General features: G+C 42.6%; 19 protein-coding genes, 1 other RNA gene and 1 riboswitch. Of the genes, 3 read left to right on the forward strand and 17 right to left on the reverse strand.

Annotated elements, in window-relative coordinates; genetic code table 11:
• Positions 1–71: 71 nt before the first annotated feature.
• The 7 genes from H8Z79_RS06225 to H8Z79_RS06255 form a co-directional block, all read right to left on the reverse strand.
• The gene (locus H8Z79_RS06225) at positions 72–1,601 is read right to left on the reverse strand and encodes a sensor histidine kinase (RefSeq protein ID WP_187002745.1); all 1,530 of its coding nucleotides are present in this window, start codon (positions 1,599–1,601) and stop codon (positions 72–74) included.
• Entirely contained in the window at positions 1,598–2,281 is a 684-nt protein-coding gene (locus H8Z79_RS06230; protein WP_118040617.1) for a response regulator transcription factor, read from the reverse strand. The genes H8Z79_RS06225 and H8Z79_RS06230 overlap by 4 nt, the downstream gene beginning before the upstream one ends.
• Before the next feature lie 163 nt (positions 2,282–2,444).
• Complete coding sequence (locus H8Z79_RS06235) at positions 2,445–2,867, reverse strand: flavodoxin (protein ID WP_118040619.1); 423 nt, start codon at positions 2,865–2,867, stop codon at positions 2,445–2,447.
• Between the two features lie 25 nt (positions 2,868–2,892).
• Positions 2,893–3,444 carry a DUF3793 family protein gene (locus H8Z79_RS06240; RefSeq protein ID WP_118040621.1) on the reverse strand — a complete coding sequence of 184 codons (552 nt, stop codon included), beginning with the start codon at positions 3,442–3,444 and terminating at the stop codon, positions 2,893–2,895.
• A 176-nt stretch (positions 3,445–3,620) separates the two neighbouring features.
• Positions 3,621–5,693 carry a heavy metal translocating P-type ATPase gene (locus tag H8Z79_RS06245; RefSeq protein ID WP_118040623.1) on the reverse strand — a complete coding sequence of 691 codons (2,073 nt, stop codon included), beginning with the start codon at positions 5,691–5,693 and terminating at the stop codon, positions 3,621–3,623.
• Positions 5,694–5,752: 59 nt separating this feature from the next.
• Positions 5,753–6,058: a DUF6110 family protein gene (locus H8Z79_RS06250; RefSeq protein ID WP_118040625.1), complete on the reverse strand. Its 306-nt coding sequence runs from the start codon at positions 6,056–6,058 to the stop codon at positions 5,753–5,755.
• A 185-nt stretch (positions 6,059–6,243) separates the two neighbouring features.
• On the reverse strand, positions 6,244–6,726 hold the full coding sequence (locus tag H8Z79_RS06255; RefSeq protein ID WP_015542455.1) for a transcriptional repressor: 483 nt from the start codon (positions 6,724–6,726) through the stop codon (positions 6,244–6,246).
• 268 nt (positions 6,727–6,994) lie between these two features.
• Here H8Z79_RS06255 and ssrA point away from each other — a divergent pair.
• Positions 6,995–7,343, forward strand: a transfer-messenger RNA (tmRNA) gene (ssrA, locus tag H8Z79_RS06260).
• A 157-nt stretch (positions 7,344–7,500) separates the two neighbouring features.
• Positions 7,501–7,581: riboswitch (cyclic di-GMP riboswitch) on the reverse strand.
• Positions 7,582–7,650: 69 nt separating this feature from the next.
• Here ssrA and H8Z79_RS06265 read toward each other — a convergent pair.
• Positions 7,651–7,968 (reverse strand): hypothetical protein, encoded by a 318-nt coding sequence (locus H8Z79_RS06265; RefSeq protein WP_118040627.1) that lies wholly within the window; start codon positions 7,966–7,968, stop codon positions 7,651–7,653.
• A gap of 309 nt (positions 7,969–8,277) precedes the next feature.
• Here H8Z79_RS06265 and putP point away from each other — a divergent pair, with 309 nt between their 5' ends.
• Positions 8,278–9,819: a sodium/proline symporter PutP gene (putP, locus tag H8Z79_RS06270; RefSeq protein ID WP_015542453.1), complete on the forward strand. Its 1,542-nt coding sequence runs from the start codon at positions 8,278–8,280 to the stop codon at positions 9,817–9,819.
• Positions 9,820–9,914: 95 nt separating this feature from the next.
• Here the strand turns inward: putP and H8Z79_RS06275 are convergent, their stop codons facing one another.
• The 9 genes from H8Z79_RS06275 to H8Z79_RS06315 form a co-directional block, all read right to left on the reverse strand.
• Positions 9,915–10,607 (reverse strand): LrgB family protein, encoded by a 693-nt coding sequence (locus H8Z79_RS06275; RefSeq protein ID WP_015542451.1) that lies wholly within the window; start codon positions 10,605–10,607, stop codon positions 9,915–9,917.
• Positions 10,608–10,614: 7 nt separating this feature from the next.
• Positions 10,615–10,965: a CidA/LrgA family protein gene (locus tag H8Z79_RS06280; protein ID WP_118040629.1), complete on the reverse strand. Its 351-nt coding sequence runs from the start codon at positions 10,963–10,965 to the stop codon at positions 10,615–10,617.
• A gap of 259 nt (positions 10,966–11,224) precedes the next feature.
• Positions 11,225–11,806, reverse strand: a complete 582-nt coding sequence (locus tag H8Z79_RS06285) for a nitroreductase family protein (protein WP_015542450.1) — start codon at positions 11,804–11,806, stop codon at positions 11,225–11,227.
• 1 nt (position 11,807) lies between these two features.
• Positions 11,808–12,815, reverse strand: a complete 1,008-nt coding sequence (locus H8Z79_RS06290) for an aldo/keto reductase (RefSeq protein ID WP_118040663.1) — start codon at positions 12,813–12,815, stop codon at positions 11,808–11,810.
• A gap of 105 nt (positions 12,816–12,920) precedes the next feature.
• The gene (gene efp, locus H8Z79_RS06295) at positions 12,921–13,478 is read right to left on the reverse strand and encodes an elongation factor P (RefSeq protein ID WP_005427567.1); all 558 of its coding nucleotides are present in this window, start codon (positions 13,476–13,478) and stop codon (positions 12,921–12,923) included.
• A 62-nt stretch (positions 13,479–13,540) separates the two neighbouring features.
• Complete coding sequence (locus tag H8Z79_RS06300; protein ID WP_015542448.1) at positions 13,541–14,065, reverse strand: shikimate kinase; 525 nt, start codon at positions 14,063–14,065, stop codon at positions 13,541–13,543.
• Positions 14,062–14,565 (reverse strand): YqeG family HAD IIIA-type phosphatase, encoded by a 504-nt coding sequence (locus H8Z79_RS06305; protein WP_118040631.1) that lies wholly within the window; start codon positions 14,563–14,565, stop codon positions 14,062–14,064. The genes H8Z79_RS06300 and H8Z79_RS06305 overlap by 4 nt, the downstream gene beginning before the upstream one ends.
• Before the next feature lie 22 nt (positions 14,566–14,587).
• On the reverse strand, positions 14,588–15,949 hold the full coding sequence (locus H8Z79_RS06310) for a citrate/2-methylcitrate synthase (protein ID WP_015542446.1): 1,362 nt from the start codon (positions 15,947–15,949) through the stop codon (positions 14,588–14,590).
• Between the two features lie 98 nt (positions 15,950–16,047).
• Complete coding sequence (locus tag H8Z79_RS06315) at positions 16,048–17,265, reverse strand: aminotransferase class I/II-fold pyridoxal phosphate-dependent enzyme (RefSeq protein WP_015542445.1); 1,218 nt, start codon at positions 17,263–17,265, stop codon at positions 16,048–16,050.
• 232 nt (positions 17,266–17,497) lie between these two features.
• Here H8Z79_RS06315 and gdhA point away from each other — a divergent pair, with 232 nt between their 5' ends.
• A complete protein-coding gene (gene gdhA / locus H8Z79_RS06320) occupies positions 17,498–18,832 on the forward strand; it encodes an NADP-specific glutamate dehydrogenase (RefSeq protein WP_015542444.1) in 1,335 nt (444 codons plus the stop codon).
• Positions 18,833–18,957: the final 125 nt, after the last annotated feature.

Genomic DNA, 18,957 nt, shown 5'->3' on the forward strand with positions numbered 1-18,957 from the left:
ATTTACAAGTATACCCCAAAAAAAGACAGATGCAAAGCTATTTCTTCACATCTGTCCCATTTTGTACGGTTTTACTGATTCTTCTTATCTAATGTGAACCAGAATTCAACACCATTGTCATAGTTTTTGACACCGTATTGCTGATGGAGTCCTTCCATGATTGCCTTGACAATCGACAGACCAATACCACTTCCGCCGTACTCTCTCGTTCTTGCCTTATCTACCTTGTAGAACTTGTTCCAGAGATTCGGGACATCTGCTTCCGGTATCGGCGTACCTGTATTAAACACAGTAACTTTCACATGGTCGCCTTCCGTAAATACACGAATCTCAATTTCTTTTTCTCCATCCAAATGATTCAGCGCATTACTTGTATAGTTCGTTACAACTTCTTCAATCTTGAATTCATCTGCCCATACATAAACCGGCTTATCAGCATTGAAGCTTACTTTCGCTTCTTTTTGCTGGATCATGATATCCATCGACTGCAGGACACCACGGATTACGCTCACAATATCAAAGCGCTCTACCGTCATCTCATCCCTTCCGGATTCCAGCTGATTCAAAGTGAGAAGATTACGGACAAGTTTGTTCATCTTACCGGCTTCATCCATAATGACATCACAGTAAAATTCCCTGCTCTCCGGATCTTCGGAAATATTTTCTTTCAGACCTTCTGCATAACCCTGTACCAGCGCGATTGGTGTCTTTAACTCATGAGATACATTATTCAGAAACTCCTGTCTCATCTGATCGATTCGTTCTTTGTTCTCAATGTCTTTCTGAAGCTGATTGTTCGCGGATTTCAGTTCGGAAATTGTCTTTTCAAGCTGTTCTGACATCCTGTTAAAATTCTCACCCAGTTCATCGATTTCATTGCCGGAATGACTCTGATATTTCGCTTCAAAATCCAGATCACTCATCTTCGTAGACAGAAGCGTCAATTCACTGATCGGACGTGTGATGCGCTTCGTCACAAACCAGATTACAAGGCCACTGATGACAATGATCATAATGCCGACATAGAAATAGAATTTATTAGATATGGAAACGCTCTCCCGAATGCTTTCCAGCGGTGTACGAATCAGGAAATAACAGCCGTTATCCATCTCGCCCCAGCTTTCCACGTATTCCATGCCGGCAAAGCGGTCACTCACCTGCTGGATCACATAACTATCATTCTGCTGAATCACTTTTGCATGGTCTTTCTTCTTATCAAGATCATACACATACCCTACAAGTCGTGCTTCCAGAAGATCTTCATTACTTCCTACCGCACATACAGTCTGTCCGTCCGCAGTGATCACGATCCAGGTCAGGTTATTCTCGGAGCTGTCCTTAAACATTGCATCTGAAACTTCTGCACTGCTGCTTCCGTCCGATGCAGTTTCGACTTTAAGATCCTCCAGATTCCTGACCGCATCCTGCAGCACCTCCGTTTTTTTGCTGATGTAATAATGCTCCAAAAACAGGCCATTGATCACAGTCGTGATGACCATGGAAAGAAGCAGAAGCCCGATAAACCAGACCGAGATCTGCAGACGCAGTGGGTGAAATTTTTTCTTTTTTTCTTTCACACCAGATCTCTGTGGTTTTTTCATTGTGCATCTACCTCAAATTTGTATCCCATTCCCCAGACAGTCTTAATGTATTCTCCTTTATCACCCATTTTGCTTCGCAGTTTCTTGACATGGGTGTCAATGGTACGTGCATCACCAAAATAATCATAGTTCCACACAGAATTTAAGATTTTCTCTCTGGAAAGGGCAATTCCCTGATTTTCAAGGAAATATGTCAGAAGTTCAAATTCTTTGAAACTCAGTTCCATCTGCCTGCCATCTACGGTAGCCTGATGTGCAGATTTGTCGATCACAATTCCTCCGGCGGAAAGTACATCATTACCGGCATCCTGACCGGTTCTTCGAAGGATTGCCTCCACGCGTGCAACAAGGATTTTCGGACTGAACGGCTTTGAAATATATTCATCCACGCCCAGTTCAAATCCGAGAAGTTCATCCCGCTCATCTCCTCTGGCCGTCAGCATAATGATCGGCACTTTGGAGTTTTTGCGGATTTCACGGCACACCTCCCATCCATCCATCTTCGGCATCATTACATCAAGTATCAACAGCGCGATATCTTTTTCTTTATAAAAAATGTCCATTGCCTCTTCGCCGTCACCGGCTTCCAGTACGTGAAAATTTTTCTTCTCAAGGAAATCTTTTACAAGCTTGCGCATACGGCTTTCATCATCTACTACAAGAATCTTCGGGGCTTCCATTATTCCTACCTCCATCAACAGTTTTACTTTTTCTTTATCTTAGCAGAGATTTATGTAGGTTTTGTGAACGTATTACGGAAATTTCAGGCATTTCGTCAAAAAGTCGGAAACCTGACACCGGTTCCCGACTTCTTCTCGCATCGTTATATTCAGTTTTATAAGATTATGCAAGTGCCTTGCCAAGTGCTTTGCAGCTTTCTACTGCATCGTCATCTGGTTCTTCCTGGCAAATGACACCGTCGGATACAAGAACTGCACCGTCTTCTTTGCATTTTTCTTCCCAATCATGCATCCATTCTCCGTCTCCCCATCCATAGGAACCGAAAAGTCCGATTTTTTTGCCGGAAAGCTTTGCTTCGCAGGAGCTGAACATTGGTTCAAATTCGTCTTCCTCAAGAACTTCATCGCCCATAGCCGGACAGCCAAACGCGATTGCATCAAACTCATCCATTTTATCAGCGGAGAAATCGGAAGCTTCAAAAGCAGTTACTTCTGCGCCTGCTGCCTTTGCACCTTCTGCAACAGCATTTGCCATAGATTCTGTGTTTCCCGTGGAACTCCAATAAACTACTGCTACTTTACTCATCTTACTTTACCTTATCCTTTCTTCTTTATGCTGCCACGGTCAACTGAAGGATCGAGCGTCCGTCTGCAAACAAACGTCTGTAGATTTCCGAGCATCTCTTCAATTTACGGAAAAGGATCCGGGTCTGCTGTTCATCCCCGTATACTTTCCAGATGCCGCAACACTTATAATTTTTACCCTTCTGTTCGATAAAACCTGTCACATCATCCAGCGGATATCCAAGAAACAAACCTACTTCATGAGGAAAACATTCATTTTCAAAGAAGCGCTCCTGTAGCTTTCGGATACAGCAGTCAGCTTCCTGACACTCATAACCACAGTTTTTCAGCAAAGTGCATGCACCCTCACAGCTTAAATCCTGCTGCAGTCTTTTCTTACGATATACATAAACAAGTGCTTTATGCTCGCTTCTTCTGAGTACTTCCACAAAAACGCCTCTGTTATTCAGTTTTTCATTTTCCTCTTCAATTTCTTTTTGAAGATCATCCCTGTTCCCAGGTGTGTAAGTAAACATGTTTGCAGTTTTGATTCCTGCCAGCGTAGGCGCGCAGTGTGCTATGATTTCAGCTTCTAACATCCTCAGATCCCCTTGTAAATTAGTTTTATCTAACTATCGGTTTTAAATTTACGGATATGTTTCCATACCCGTAAATTTATTATCTGTTAGTTATTTCTAACTGGTATGATAGTACAATATTTTCCGCGTGCTGTCAAGAGTTTTTTGTGATTAACTTTTTATAGTTTATTATCGGATCAAAGTACAGATTTCATGGAATCCATGCCAATCAAAAGCGTTGATGTATTATGAAGCAATGCAGACATTGTCGGCTGGATCACTCCGGTCACACCAAGCGCGATCAGACTTCCGTTGATGCCAACGATACGCCTGTAATTCTTGTGGATCTTGTCCATCAGACCATTACTGATTTCTTTGAGTGTTACCATAACACTCAGATCATCCGCACCAATCGTGATATCTGCAATTTCTCTTGCAAGTTCTGCCCCGTCACTGATTGCAATACCGACATCGGCTGCTGACAGAGCCGGTGAATCATTGATACCATCCCCTACCATCAACACTTTGCGGCCCTGTGCTTTTGCTTCTTCTACAAATTTTGCCTTATCCTCAGGAAGAACTTCTGAATAATATTTGTCGACACCGACTTTCGCTGCGATTGCTTTTGCAGTACGATCACTGTCGCCGGTCATCATAACGATCTGGGTAAATCCGGCTTTTCTTAATGCCTTAATTACCTCCGGTCCCTCCGGGCGGAGCGGATCTTCAATACAGATTACCGCTGCCAGTTCTCCCTCGATACCAAGATACAGATGAGAATATTCTTCCGGAAGGTTTTTGAAAATCTCTTCTTTTCCTGTCGGAATCGCGCATTTCTCATCTTCAAAGACAAAATGATGGCTTCCAATGATTGCTTTTCGTCCGTTTACAGTTGTAGAAATACCATGTGCCACGATATATTCAACTTTTGAGTGCATTTCTTCATGTGTCAGGCCACGTTCTTTCGCAGCGTCCATAACCGCTTTCGCCATAGAATGCGGGAAGTGTTCTTCCATGCAGGCCGCCAGTCTCAGCAGATTTTCTTTGGAGTCGCCGTTGAAAGATACTACATCTGCAACTGTCGGCTGCGCTTTTGTCAGCGTACCCGTCTTATCAAATACGATTGTATCAGCCTCTGCCACTGCTTCCATGAACTTGCCGCCTTTTACCGTGATATGATGCGCATTTGCCTCGCGGATTGCTGCAAGTACAGAAATCGGCATGGCAAGTTTCAGTGCACATGAGAAGTCAACCATTAGAATAGACAGTGCCTTCGTCACATTTCTGGTAAGTGCATAGGTAAGTGCAGTTCCGGCAAGTGTATACGGAACAAGGCTGTCTGCAAGATGCTCTGCCTTACTTTCTACCGCAGATTTCAGTTTCTCTGTTTCTTCGATCATTGTCACGATCTTTTCGAACTTGGTAGATCCGGATGTTTCTTTTACACGGATGGTAAGTTCGCCCTCTTCGAGAACAGTTCCTGCATAAACATAGCTTTCTGTATGTTTGGCAACCGGCATGGATTCACCTGTCAGGGAAGCCTCATTGACCGTTGCCTCTCCATCTGTAACAACACCGTCAAACGGAATCACAGTTCCCATATGTATACGTACCCGATCACCCGGTTTGATCGTATCTGTGCCGACCTGAACTTCTGTGTCGTCCGTAACCAGCCATACTTTACTTACATTCAGGGACATGCTTCGCGCAAGATCATCCACAGATTTCTTATGCGTCCAGTCTTCCAGTATCTCACCAAATCCAAGCAGGAACATGACGGAAGATGCTGTACTGAAATCACCTCTTAAGATAGACACACCAATTGCAGTTGCATCCAGTACCGGTACCTCGATTCTGCATTTTGCAAGTGTACAGACACCCTTCCAGATGTATTTTACGGATTTAAGTGTGGTAAGGAATGTACGGATCGGAAGAGGAAGGAAAATTTTCTTTCCATAATGAAGTACCACATGGTTGACCATTTTTTCCCAGTATTCCCCGTTCATTTCTCTGCCGGAATTCTGAAGATAGCTCTCTGGTGCCTCTGCCTTCTCATAAGAAAATCCCTGTACCGCTTTCAGAATCTCTTCTCTGTTTCCGGAAAAGCTGATCACAGCATCCTGGTTTCGTTCTACGACCTTTGCAGCTGTTACTCCCTCGAGATTTGTCAGGAAATATTCCAGCTGATCTGCCTGTCTGCACGTCATTCGTTTCTGACAGATATGAAGTCTTACTCTGCCTCTGATCTCATGTTCTATTTTAAATCTCATATTATCATCACCTTTAGTTATAAAAACACCTGCAGTGCTTGACCACAGGTGTCTTTTATTTATTCCTCTTCTGCTGCAGTTTCTTCTGTTTCTTTAAAGGACTCTTCCTCAGCAGCATCTTCAAATACTTCCTCAGCTGCTGCACGGTCTTCATTGATCTGCTGTGCTTCTGCGTAAATGTCTTCTGCGTTTTCCTGAACTTTAGATACAGTCTTCATTACGCAGTCTTTTGCACGAAGAACTGCTGCTGTGCAGTTTGCGTAAACTTTTTTTGCATCTTTACTGGAAAGAAGTTTGATTCCTGCTGTGCCGAATAATACTCCTGCTGCAAATACTCCACTGTGTTTCTTATCAATTTTGATCATGGTAAGTTCCTCCTCTATATTATTATTTTTTATCGTTTTCACCGCCTCGTTGCCTTGGCATTACACATATTATAAATTCTTCAAAGCAAAAGTCCAGACTAACTTGAGCAAATGAGAAATTTTCTCAATATCGTCAAAAATCAAAGTTATTTCACCGCTTTGTATATTTTTTCGGCAGAAACCGGTTAGTTGCCGCTTTCTACCAGTACTTTACTTACTCTTCTTGACTGAAGATAGCCGCAGGATTCCATACCCTTTTCAATAATTTTACAAAGCTTTTCATTATCAAGGCGGATGTTCGTCTGGTCATCCAGCTGCACACAACAGATTGGTACCCCTGCCTGCTCATCGCAGAGCCGGTAAGCACTTTTTCTTTTTAATGCACCGATTTCCTCCAGAAGATTGATCATTCTGTATATCGTTGCCATTCCGATGTTGGGATCTTTCTTCGATGCAAGGAAATAGATTTCTTTACAGCATGTACATTCTTCCTGAAGAATAATATCAAGTATGATTTTTCTCTGTTTTGTAATTCTGCAGCCCTCACGTCTGAGTCTGTCCACAATGGCACTGCGCTGCATACTGCCTCTCTGATACTGCTGATTACGGAAGGATTCCCGAGCAGAATCTGATGTATGATCATATATTTCTTCTTGTAGTACTTCCATTTTCGCTCCTCCTGATCCGACCGGTTTGTTTTCTGTTACCGTGCTTCGCTTTCGGTAACTGTAGTTTGTTTTAGCTATCACAAGTTTATATCTTCTAACTGATGCTGTCAAGATTTTTTCTTATTTTTATAAATTCCATCAAAAACAACGCAACTATACTTGACAAGCAACCGTGTTCTTTCATATAATAAGAATCAGTCAGAACAAAAGCATCGTCTGTTTACCAGTAATACCGGAAGATTTTTTATTCGTCTTTCGTACCTTTTCAGGGCTTGTACTGGTTTCGACGGGGGCTTTGAAGTTGAGGCAGCCATCCGCAGACTCCTGGACTGCGCATCAACCGGGAAACTAAATATAAACGCAGACGAACAGTACGCGTTAGCAGCCTAAGCGCTGCTCGTCAGCCCTAGAGCACTCACACTTTAGGAATCTGGCGTCGACTATGTGAGAAACCTTGCCGGGTAAGCTTTGCCCCGGTAGATGTATCATGAAGCTACTGAAGCAGTAAGCCTGTCGGTGGGCGTGCTGCCGAGGGAATGTCAAATCAGCGACTGTGATGGGAGATACCGCAAGGGATAGGCTTTCGGACGCGGGTTCGATTCCCGCCAGGTCCATTTTCATTTGGGAACATCTCATAGATCTGATGAGATTAAAACACAACAAAAAACTGGCGTTCATCCTGAAACCGCGGGATGGACGCCAATTTTTTTCAACGGAATCAATTATTTAGTTTTAATTAAAAAGTTATTGTTCTAAAAGAATTATATATATCTCTCCTGCAACTGGCTGTCATACATTTGCTTAGACCCTATAGTTTTGCGTCACCAGATTTCCCCGGCTATGCCTTTTTATTAAAATAAATATAGTCTTTTATTGCATAAACGTTAATAAGTTCCAATTTTACAGATTTTTGTTTCTGTGATACTATTCCGCATGTGCAAGGCACTGACCCTGATTATTTAATACGCCCATATTCATGAGCATTTTTATTGCATCTCCCATTCCGGCCACATACGACATGTCTGCATATCTTTCATCTCTTGATTCCAGGCATGCTATATAGTCATCAATTACTCTTCTGATCGTATGGGGAATATTCAGGCTGTTGTACCGTTCTTCCAGATAAACAAGATCTCCGTTGTCCTGCTGAATATATTCATCAGAAGCCAATATTCTCTGTCTCCTTTCTTTCATCATTGTTTCAATGTAATTTGAGATTACGATTTCAGTTTTATTTTCCAATTTTCTTCCTCCGTTTGTGCAATAACTATAGGTTTCATCATCATTCTATATTCCGACTCGTCTTTACGTCAACTCAATTCGTCATACAATTACATAGCTTTTTCGACAAATCCAGTCCATTGAGTTAGTCGTTTTTCCCTGATTTTATGCGCTTTATCATCCTTTTTTGTGAGTTTTGTTTTTTTCCGCAGCTCGTCCATCATTTTTCCTAGAATTTTCTTTACTTTTTTCATGTTTTCGAATAATATTGTAGGTATATGCATATCCGCAGATGAATAAATATGCATTCAACAGAAGGGAGAGGAACTTATGACAACATCACACATCTGTATTATGATAGCGATCATCGTCTATCTGGGTGCAATGCTCTATGTTGGATACCTGTGTTCCAAGAAAAACAACGACACCTCTGATTTCTATCTGGGCGGTCGAAAACTCGGACCACTTGTTACTGCAATGAGCGCTGAGGCATCCGATATGAGCAGCTGGCTTCTGATGGGACTTCCCGGACTGGCCTATCTTTCCGGAATCGCAGATGCCGGATGGACAGCTATCGGCCTGGCGATTGGAACCTATCTCAACTGGAAGATCGTAGCAAAAAGGATTCGCCTCTATACACATGTATCCGGCAATTCTATCACACTGCCATCCTTTTTCAGCAACCGTTTCCGCGATAACCGAAAAATTCTGAAGTCTATCGGAGCTATTTTTATTGTTATTTTCTTTATTCCATATACAGCTTCCGGATTTGCTGCATGCGGAAAGCTTTTCTCCAGTCTTTTTGGAGTAAGCTATCTGACAGCAATGATCATCAGTGCACTTGTCATTGTCGGATATACAACTCTGGGTGGTTTCCTTGCAGCATCCACAACAGACTTTATCCAAAGCATCATCATGTCCATCGCACTGATCATTGTATTTGGCTTCGGTGTTTCTGTAGCAGGCGGTCCTTCCGCAGTTATTGATCATGCAAAATCCCTTCCGGGATATCTCACCATGATGACAACTTACGATCCGGTAAGTGGCACAGAAGCTGCCTACCCACTCATTAATATCATATCCATGCTTGCATGGGGACTTGGATATTTCGGAATGCCGCATATTCTTCTTCGTTTCATGGCAATCGAAGATGAAAAGAAGCTTTCTTTATCCAGAAAAGTTGCAACTACATGGGTTGTCATTTCACTTGCTGTTGCCGTACTGATCGGTGTAATCGGTCTTGGTATGACAGAAGCCGGCAAACTCGAAATGCTTCAGGGTTCTGCTTCCGAAACGATTATCGTTAAGATTGCAGATCTTTTGAGTACATATGGTATAATTCCGGCACTGCTAGGTGGTACGATTCTGGCCGGTATCCTTGCTTCTACCATGTCCACAGCTGATTCGCAGCTGCTGGCTGCTTCTTCCGCGGTTTCTTCCGATCTTCTCGGAAGCATCCTTAAGAAAAAAGCAGACAAGAAAGAAAGCATGGTTGCTGACCGTGTTACACTGCTTCTGATTGCAGTAATTGCTGTTATCATTGCCCGTAACCCGGACAGTTCCGTATTCAACATCGTTTCCTTTGCATGGGCAGGTTTCGGTGCTGTATTCGGCCCGGTTGTACTGTTTGCCTTATTCTGGCGTCGTACCAACTGGCAGGGTGCTCTCGCAGGAATGGTTTCCGGCGGTGTTATGGTATTCGTATGGAAATACCTTGTCCGTCCAAATGTATCTTTCCTGAATTTCTATGAACTGCTCCCTGCATTTCTGTTTTCCAGTATCCTGATCATTCTGGTGAGCCTTGCTACAAAAGCACCATCCAAAGAAATCACCGCTGAATTTGATCTGGTACAGAAAAAAATGGCAGAGTAAAACATACTTTTTATTTCAACCGTATGCAAAAGAACCGTGAAAACAGAATCTTTTCTGTTCCACGGTTCTTTTTCTGTCCTGTATTGAATTATAGTCTACCATATATAAGAGAATATCGAAGCTCCTATAACTGTACAGAGTCCGCATACAACGATTGCAAGACTGCTCATAGCTCCTTCTACTTCTCCCATCTCCATTGCTCTTGCCGTACCTACCGCATGGGATGCTGTACCAATTGCAAGACCTTTTGAAATGGAATTACGGATACGGAACATCTTGCAGATAAATTCTGCCGACATATTTCCGAGTACACCGGTAATAATGATAACTGCAACGGAAATCGTCACATAACCGCCGAGTTCTTCTGAAATACCCATTCCGATCGCGGTTGTGATTGATTTCGGAAGCATGGTTACATATTCTTTATGGTTCAATCCAAACACCACTGACATTGCCAGTACGCAACCCAGACTTGCAAGCACTCCTGAAAAAACACCCGTCAGAATTGCTACGATATTATTTTTCAGAAGATCCAGTTGCAGATACAGTGGAATTGCCAGACAGACTGTTGCAGGAGTCAAAAGATAGCTCAGGTATTTTGCACTCATATTATAGCTGTCATAATCTACATGAAAAACAACAAGAAATACAATCACAAGTGCTATGGAAATCAGAAGCGGATTTAAAATCGCCAGTTTCCATTTACGCTGTGCTGCAAGGCCAATCTCATATGCAAGCAGGCTGATCACAATTCCTATCGTTGCAGAACTTAAGATCAGATTATCCATATTACTTTTACCCCTCTTTTTTTGAAATTAAAAAATCTGTTACTTTTCCGGTCACGATCATGACTACAAATGTAGATACCACTGTGATCACAAGCAGTGGCACCAGAAAAGACTGCAGCTGACTCCATGAAGTGATCAGCCCGACTCCCGCAGGAATAAACATAAGCGGCATGATCTCGATCAAAAACTCTCCTGTTTCTTTCACATGATCTACTTTGATCACCTTTGTCAGAAGAAGTACAAACATCAGAATCAGTCCGTAAATGCTGCCGGGTATCGGAAGCGGGATAAAATACTTCATAACCTCTCCCGCACATGTCACAGCAAGAATGATTCCAAACTGTCTCAGGTATTTCACAATATTCGCCTCCCGAATTAAAATCTGGTCATTGTTCATATCTTTTTTGTTTTTATGAACAACAAATCGTCACTTATTATAGCACACCGTCTTTTGTCGTAACAAGTCAAATAAAGTACAAAAAATCGCCATATTTCAGGCGATTTTTTATTAAAAAATTTTATTAATGTCAATTTTTGGCCTTATCATTCATTACCTGCAATTGCCATATGCAGTTTCATAAAAGAACTCCTGCAGATGTTCTTGTATCGGAGTTGGTTTATTGTTTTATGATGATATCGGACAGTTTGCGTTTTGGCACGTAATGTACGTCGTTTTCGTCGCGGTAATAGGCGATATCTTCGCCTTCTTCGATTTCTTTGATAATGATTTTCTCGGTCGGTTTGCCGAATGCCACGATCAGCACCGGTGCAAGGTTCTCGGCCAGATTCAGTTCTTTTTTGACAGAATCTGCATTATAATTTCCAATCATGCAGCCGCCAAGTCCTTTCTCAGCTGCCGCAAGAAGCATGGTCTGTGCTACGATTCCGACATCTTTCTGATATCTCGGAATGGATGCTCCCAGATTTAAGTCCTGACAGATGATGATAAATCCTGTCGGGCACATCCCCGGGTGCGGAAGTTTCATCTGCGGCAGTGCTCTCGCCCAGTTTGTCAGTTTCTGGATGCGTGAAACTTCTTCTTTTTCCCATGCCAAATAATAACGGAACGGCTGTGCATTCACGCTGGACGGTGCGTAACGCGCACAATCTACAAAATCCTCCATCTCTTCTTTGATAAAATGATATGACTCATCATATCCTCTGTAACTTCTGCTTGCTTTTACTATATCTTTAAACATATCATTCTCCCATATCTTTCGCGCACTGTTTCAGCTTTTCTCTGATTGGCAGGTGATACGGACATCTCGGCTCACATTTGCCACATTCGATACATGCGGATGCCTTTACCGGCAATGTGCTGTATCGGTCTTTTGCCCAGTCTGCCAGATCATATCTCTGCAAATATCCTGCAAAAAGGAAGACACTCGGAATATTGATGCCGACTGTACAAGGTGCGCAATAATTGCAGCGACGGCAGAAATCGTTACCAAGCTGTTCACGAACCCTGTCCATCTTAGCCAGTTCCTCTTCGGTAAGTGGTTCTGTATCAGAACATGCTTCCATATTTTCATCCAACTCATGAACTTCTGCCATTCCCGGGATGACAACCGTCACATCCGGATTGGAACAGACGTAGCGCAGTGCCAGTGTCGCATCTTCAATGGCTCCGCCCGCCAGTGGCTTCATATCAATAAATCCGATATTTTTCTCTGCACATCTGTGGATCAGCTCTGCTCCCTGCTGCTCAACGATATTGTACGGGAACATAATCGTTTCTACCCAATCCAGATCAAGCGCACGCTCAAATACAGCTGTGGAATGCGCGGTAAGACCGATATGACCAATCTTGCCTGCTTCTTTTGCCTCCATAAGCGCCTCCAGAGCACCGCCCTCACCGATTACCTGATCAAGCTGTTCCATGCTCGGATTATGTACCTGATAAAGATCAATATAATCTGTGCGGAAATTTTTCAGACTGGTTTCTATATCAGCTGCCATTGCTTCTTTCGTTCTTGCCATGGACTTTGTTGCAAGCACAAATTTTTCACGGATTCCTTCCAGTCCATATCCGATATACTTCTCACTGACTGTATATCCTCGTGCAGAATCAATATAGTTGAGTCCTTTCTCCATCATTGTATGAAGAAGCTTTCTTGTTCCTTCCTCATCGATCTTCTGGATCGGAATACCTCCAAATCCCATACGTGAAATCTTTAATCCCGTCTTTCCAAGTGTTCTGTATTCCATGATGTCATTCTCCTTATCCTGTTGAAAAATATTCTTCATCAAAACTCTTCTTTATATAAAAAAATACCACCGAATCTCTCCGGTGGTATCATCACTTCTAATCAATTATACACGAGACAGATATTCACCTGTTCTTGTATCAATTTTCAGTTTGTCTCCCTGGTTTACAAACAGCGGAACCATTACCTGTGCACCTGTCTCAACAGTTGCCGGTTTGGTTGCACCCTGTGCAGTATTTCCAGCAAATCCCGGCTCTGTCTCGATAACTTCAAGCTCTACAAACAGAGGCGGCTCGATAGCATATACATTGCCATTCCAGGAGCAGACTTTAACAACTTCGTTTTCTTTAACGAATTTGAGGGAGTCACCTACCTGCTCTTTTGTAAGTGCTACCTGATCATAAGTTTCTGTATTCATGAAGTTGTAAAGGTCTCCATCATTGTACAGATAACTCATATCAACACGGTCAATACGTGCCTGCGGGAACTTCTCTGTAGGACGGAAAGATTTTTCCAGTACAGCTCCTGTGATAATATTTTTATATTTTGTTCTTACGAATGCAGCGCCCTTTCCAGGTTTTACATGCTGGAACTCAACGATCTGACATACATTTCCTTCAATTTCAATAGTGACACCGTTTCTGAAATCACCTGCAGAAATCATTTTAATATCCTCCTTCTTTGTGTGTTCGCTACCAACTATTTTATAATATACAGAAAGTTTTTTCAACTATTTTTTTCATATGTAGACAATTTCTCTTCAATTTCTTTAATAAGCTCCTCAAACGGCACTTCTCCGGTGACAACCTGAATGTCTGCAAACTTCTGATATACCGGATCTCTCTGTTTCAGAAGCTTCTTGATCTTGTCATCCCGGTCTTCTCCGTCAAGCATCGGATCTTTCTTGGAATCTGCCAGACGCTTTTTCAGCGTAGTCAGCGAACCTTTCAGATATACGATCGTTCCCAGTTCTTTAAGATATTTTTCATTCTGTTCCTGAAGCGGAACTCCTGCCCCCAGTGAAATTACTTTTCGTTCGGAATCCTGAATTAGCTGCTTTAAGGCAACTGTTTCCAGTGCTCGATAATATGGTTCTCCGAATTTTTCAAAAATTTCCCGCGCTGAAAGATTCATTTTTTTGGTGATGAGTTTGTCAAGATCGACAAACTGCAGCCCCAGATCTTTGGAAAGCTGCTTTCCTGCTCTTGTTTTACCTGAACCCATAAACCCAATGATAACCACGTGGTTCATGAAATCCCCTCCTCCTTTTTGTAAAAATGTAGTACTATTTTTTCCAGATATCGTTTCAGAACGATCTGGATTTCTTCTTTGGGATGGATCGGCTTTACGAGAATATTGCGGATGCCGGTTCTTTTGGCTCCGTATACATCTGTAAAAAGCTGATCCCCTATAAAAATCGTATTGCCGGTATCTGTTCCCAGAAGTTCCATTGCCTTCCGGTAATTCTTCACAGACGGCTTATGGGCATTTTCAATATATCCGGCCTGAATCTCATCTGCAAAAGGTGCCACCCGGTCAATCTGATTGTTTGACAGCAGGCAGTAACCAAAGCCAATTCTACGAAGCCGTTCAAAAAGAGCTATCGCACGTTCATCAGCCGGTGCCCCGTGAGGCACCAGCGTATTGTCAATATCATAGATCAGTCCACGATATCCTTCTTCGTAAAGCCTCTCGTAGTCGATCTCATATGCTGAATCCAGATATTCATCCGGAAAGAAACAACGAAACATTCTTTTCTCCTGTCTGTAACTTTTATCGTTCATCAAGCGGAACGTATGACGCTTCCGGAAGAACATTCTTGTATGCAGGACGAATGATCTTGTCTGTATTGATCAGCTCCTCCATACGATGTGCGCTCCAGCCTACGATACGTGCTACCGCAAACATCGGTGTATAGAGCTCATGAGGAAGATCCAGCATACTATATACAAATCCACTGTAAAAATCGACATTAGCACTGACACCTTTGTAGATTCGTCTCTCTTCTGCAATTACTTCCGGAGCCATCCACTCTACCATGGAATACAGGCGATAATCTTTCATGCGGCCTTTTTCTTTTGCAAGGCTTTCTACGAAGCCTTTCAGGACTTCTGCTCTCGGATCTGATACAGAATAGATTGCATGTCCCATACCATAGATAAGACCCCTCTTATCAAATGCTTCTTTATGCAGAAGGCGTTTCAGATAATTTCTTACTTCGTCTTCGTCCTCCCAGTTATGCACTTCTTTCTTCATGTCCTGGAACATCTGAATAACCTTGATGTTGGCACCACCGTGTTTTGGTCCTTTCAGGGAGCCAAGTGCAGCCGCTATCGCAGAATATGTATCCGTTCCGGATGAAGAAACTACATGTGTTGTAAAGGTAGAGTTATTACCACCGCCGTGCTCCATATGAAGAATCAGCGCAAGATCAAGAATCTTTGCTTCCAGATCTGTGTATTTTTTGTCCGGTCTCAACATACGCAGGATATTTTCCGCTGTGGAAAGATTCTTTTTAGGATTGTGTATATAAAGACTCTTTCCTCTTACATAATGATTATATGCCTGATACCCGTAAACCGAAAGTAGTGGAAAAACGCTGATAAGATTCAGGCACTGACGCATGACATTCGGAAGTGAAATATCATCCGGATTATTATCATAAGAATACAGTGTTAACACACTTCTGGAAAGCGCATTCATAATGTCACGTCCCGGTGCTTTCATAATGACATCTCTTACAAAATTTGTCGGCAATGAACGCTGATTTGCAAGCAGATTCTGAAAATCCTCCAGTTCTTTTCTGTCAGGCAGCTTTCCGTAAAGAAGAAGATATGTCGTCTCTTCAAACCCAAAGCGATTATCCTTTACAAATCCCGCTGTCAAATCTTTGATATTATACCCACGGTAATAAAGACTTCCCGCACAGGGAACTTCCTTTCCGTCTACGACTTTTACTGCCCGTACATTGGAAACCTGCGTCAGTCCGGCAAGGACACCCTTACCATTGATATCACGAAGGCCTCTCTTTACATCGTATTTTCCATAAAGAGAAAGATCTATACTGGAATGATCTTTGCATTCCTGTGTCAGTCGTTCGATTTCCGGTGTTACCTTTGTGTTAAATCCTGCCATGTAGATAATGCTCCTTTCAGAAATTCAGTTTCTTTTTCCCGCTCTTCCTCCTCAAAAACAGAACATCTAATTATAACATTTCCTATATGAGTGTCTGCCTACCGCTGACGGTAAGTACTCAGGAACTCACGCAGCTTTTCTGATGCGCGCTCAAGCTGTCTGATGTTCGGCAGATAAACCACTCTGAAGTGATCCGGCTGCATCCAGTTAAATCCCTTACCCGGAACAAGCAGTACCTGCTTCTCATGAAGAAAATCCAGTGCAAACTGTTCATCATCCGTGATGTTGAATTTCTCTGTATCGATCTTCGGGAAAATATAAAATGCCGCATGTGGTTTGACAACAGAAATTCCCGGAATATCTCTCAGTGCATTATAGATGCATTCTCTCTGTTCATAAACTCTTCCGCCCGGTTTAATATATTCGGTAACGCTCTGATATCCCCCCAGTGCAGTCTGCACAATGGACTGAGCCGGAACATTGGAACACAGACGCATGGAAGAAAGCATCTTGATTCCTTCTATATAACCTTTTGCCTTGTCCTTCGCACCGCTTAAAATCATCCAGCCAATACGGAAACCTGCGATCATATGTGACTTCGAAAGTCCGGAAAATGTTACGCAGAAAACATCCGGGGCCAGAGATGCGATGGAAGTATGTTCATATCCATCCATAACCAGACGGTCATAGATTTCATCTGAAAAGATGATCAGCTCCTTCTCTCTTGCAATCTGTACGATCTGCTCCAGAATTTCCTTCGGATAAACTGCTCCGGTTGGGTTGTTTGGATTGATGATAACGATTGCCTTTGTTTTGTCTGTAATCTTGCTTCGGATATCGTCAATATCCGGATACCAGTCGGACTGTTCATCACAAACGTAATGTACCACATTACCACCGGCCAGTGTTGCTGTCGCTGTCCAAAGCGGATAATCCGGTGCCGGGATCAGGATCTCATCACCATTATCAAGAAGTGCCTGCATGCAGAGATTGATCAGCTCGCTGACACCATTTCCTGTATAAATATCATTCATTGAAACATTCGGGATATTTCGAAGCTGCGCATACTGCATAATTGCCTTGCGTGCTGAAAAAATCCCTTTCGAATCAGAATATCCCTGAGATGTACGGATATTGCTGAGCATGTCCAGAATGACTTCCTGAGGAGCGGAAAAACCGAACGGATATGGATTTCCGATATTCAGTTTCAGGATTTCCTTTCCTTCATCTTCCATTCTCGCCGCCTCGTCAACCACCGGGCCTCTCACATCATACAGTACATTATCGAGTTTCGTTGATTTGTTAAATGTTCTCATTTTTTCACTCCTCTCCGTGAGTTTTCTATTCGTATTGTAATATAATCTCATATTCAGACACTTTTCGCAAGGTAAAATTCCACACAAAATTTTGTTTGCGCCCCGAAATATATTTTTTTATTTTTTTTTACAATTTTCTTTGCAACTTTACCACTTTCGTGTATAATAGTCCGTGGATAAATGTCTTACACAGATAGACATGATTCAATAAGCGAATGAGGAGGAAATCAACATGTCTTACACAGAAGAAGTTTATGAAAGAGTCGTTGCACAGAATCCTGGCGAACCGGAATTCCATCAGGCAGTAAAAGAAGTTCTGGATTCTCTTAAAGTTGTTATCGACCGTAACGAAGAAAAATACCGCAGTCTTTCCATTCTGGAACGTCTGGTAGAGCCAGAAAGAATTATTTCTTTCCGTGTTCCGTGGGTAGATGACAACGGAACCGTACAGGTTAACAAAGGATACCGTGTACAGTTCAACAGCGCAATCGGACCTTACAAGGGTGGTCTTCGTTTCCATCCTACTGTAAACCAGAGCATTCTCAAATTCCTCGGTTTCGAACAGGTATTCAAAAACTCTCTGACAGGTCTTCCGATTGGCGGTGGTAAAGGTGGTTCCAACTTCAATCCTAAGGGCAAATCCGACAGAGAAGTTATGGCATTCTGCCAGAGCTTTATGACAGAGCTCTGCAAATATATCGGTGCAGACACAGACGTACCGGCTGGCGACATCGGTGTTGGCGGACGTGAGATCGGTTATCTTTTCGGACAGTACAAACGTGTTCGCGATCTCTATGAAGGTGTTCTGACAGGTAAAGGACTTACCTATGGCGGTTCTCTGATCCGTACAGAAGCAACCGGATACGGTGTTGTATATATCCTTAACGAACTGATGAAAGATCACAACGATTCTCTCAACGGAAAGACTGTTGTTGTTACAGGTTCCGGAAATGTAGCTATCTATGCCGTACAGAAAGCTACTCAGCTGGGTGCAAAAGTTGTTGCTATGTGCGACTCCAACGGATACATCTATGATCCAAACGGTATCAACCTTGATGTAGTTAAAGATATCAAAGAAGTAAAACGCGGACGTATCAAAGAATACGCTGACCGTGTAGAAGGTGCTACCTATACAGAAGGTGTTGGCATCTGGAACATCAAATGTGATGTATATCTTCCATGTGCAACTCAGAATGAGCTTGATGTTGACGGCGTAAAAACACTCGTTGCAAACGGATGCAAATATATTGTAGAAGGTGCTAACATGCCTACTACAAGAGAAGCTACTGAGTGCGCTATGGATAACGGTATTCTCTTCCTTCCGGGAAAAGCTGCAAACGCTGGTGGTGTTGCTACCTCCGCACTGGAAATGAGCCAGAACTCCCAGAGACTTTCCTGGACATCCGAAGAAGTTGATGCAAAACTTCATCAGATCATGGTTGACATCTACGCTAAGATCAGTGATGCTGCAAAACGTTATGACCTGACAGACAACTATGTTGCCGGCGCAAACATTGCAGGTTTCGAAAAAGTTGTAGATGCTATGATTGCTCAGGGTATTGTTTAATCCTACAATTGCATAAAAACATAATTTTTAAGGCGTTCCGGCTCGACCGGAGCGCCTTTTTGCTATATAGATTCAGCTACCTCTCTCTTACACTTCTCTTATTTCTCTTATTTCTCTTATTTTTC

The sequence above is a fragment of the Blautia intestinalis genome, assembly GCF_014297355.1.
Classification (GTDB): domain Bacteria; phylum Bacillota; class Clostridia; order Lachnospirales; family Lachnospiraceae; genus Blautia_A; species Blautia_A intestinalis.

What these genes read in the sequence shown, in the direction of transcription:
- H8Z79_RS06315 (WP_015542445.1), bottom strand. Translation starts at nt 17,265, where the DNA reads ATGAGAACATTTAACAAATCAACGAAACTCGATAATGTACTGTATGAT.
- H8Z79_RS06285 (WP_015542450.1), bottom strand. Translation starts at nt 11,806, where the DNA reads ATGTTTAAAGATATAGTAAAAGCAAGCAGAAGTTACAGAGGATATGAT.
- H8Z79_RS06310 (WP_015542446.1), bottom strand. Translation starts at nt 15,949, where the DNA reads ATGGCAGGATTTAACACAAAGGTAACACCGGAAATCGAACGACTGACA.
- H8Z79_RS06255 (WP_015542455.1), bottom strand. Translation starts at nt 6,726, where the DNA reads ATGGAAGTACTACAAGAAGAAATATATGATCATACATCAGATTCTGCT.
- gdhA (WP_015542444.1), top strand. Translation starts at nt 17,498, where the DNA reads ATGTCTTACACAGAAGAAGTTTATGAAAGAGTCGTTGCACAGAATCCT.
- efp (WP_005427567.1), bottom strand. Translation starts at nt 13,478, where the DNA reads ATGATTTCTGCAGGTGATTTCAGAAACGGTGTCACTATTGAAATTGAA.
- H8Z79_RS06240 (WP_118040621.1), bottom strand. Translation starts at nt 3,444, where the DNA reads ATGTTAGAAGCTGAAATCATAGCACACTGCGCGCCTACGCTGGCAGGA.
- putP (WP_015542453.1), top strand. Translation starts at nt 8,278, where the DNA reads ATGACAACATCACACATCTGTATTATGATAGCGATCATCGTCTATCTG.
- H8Z79_RS06225 (WP_187002745.1), bottom strand. Translation starts at nt 1,601, where the DNA reads ATGAAAAAACCACAGAGATCTGGTGTGAAAGAAAAAAAGAAAAAATTT.
- H8Z79_RS06235 (WP_118040619.1), bottom strand. Translation starts at nt 2,867, where the DNA reads ATGAGTAAAGTAGCAGTAGTTTATTGGAGTTCCACGGGAAACACAGAA.
- H8Z79_RS06300 (WP_015542448.1), bottom strand. Translation starts at nt 14,065, where the DNA reads ATGAACCACGTGGTTATCATTGGGTTTATGGGTTCAGGTAAAACAAGA.
- H8Z79_RS06275 (WP_015542451.1), bottom strand. Translation starts at nt 10,607, where the DNA reads ATGGATAATCTGATCTTAAGTTCTGCAACGATAGGAATTGTGATCAGC.
- H8Z79_RS06305 (WP_118040631.1), bottom strand. Translation starts at nt 14,565, where the DNA reads ATGTTTCGTTGTTTCTTTCCGGATGAATATCTGGATTCAGCATATGAG.
- H8Z79_RS06230 (WP_118040617.1), bottom strand. Translation starts at nt 2,281, where the DNA reads ATGGAAGCCCCGAAGATTCTTGTAGTAGATGATGAAAGCCGTATGCGC.
- H8Z79_RS06245 (WP_118040623.1), bottom strand. Translation starts at nt 5,693, where the DNA reads ATGAGATTTAAAATAGAACATGAGATCAGAGGCAGAGTAAGACTTCAT.
- H8Z79_RS06290 (WP_118040663.1), bottom strand. Translation starts at nt 12,815, where the DNA reads ATGGAATACAGAACACTTGGAAAGACGGGATTAAAGATTTCACGTATG.
- H8Z79_RS06250 (WP_118040625.1), bottom strand. Translation starts at nt 6,058, where the DNA reads ATGATCAAAATTGATAAGAAACACAGTGGAGTATTTGCAGCAGGAGTA.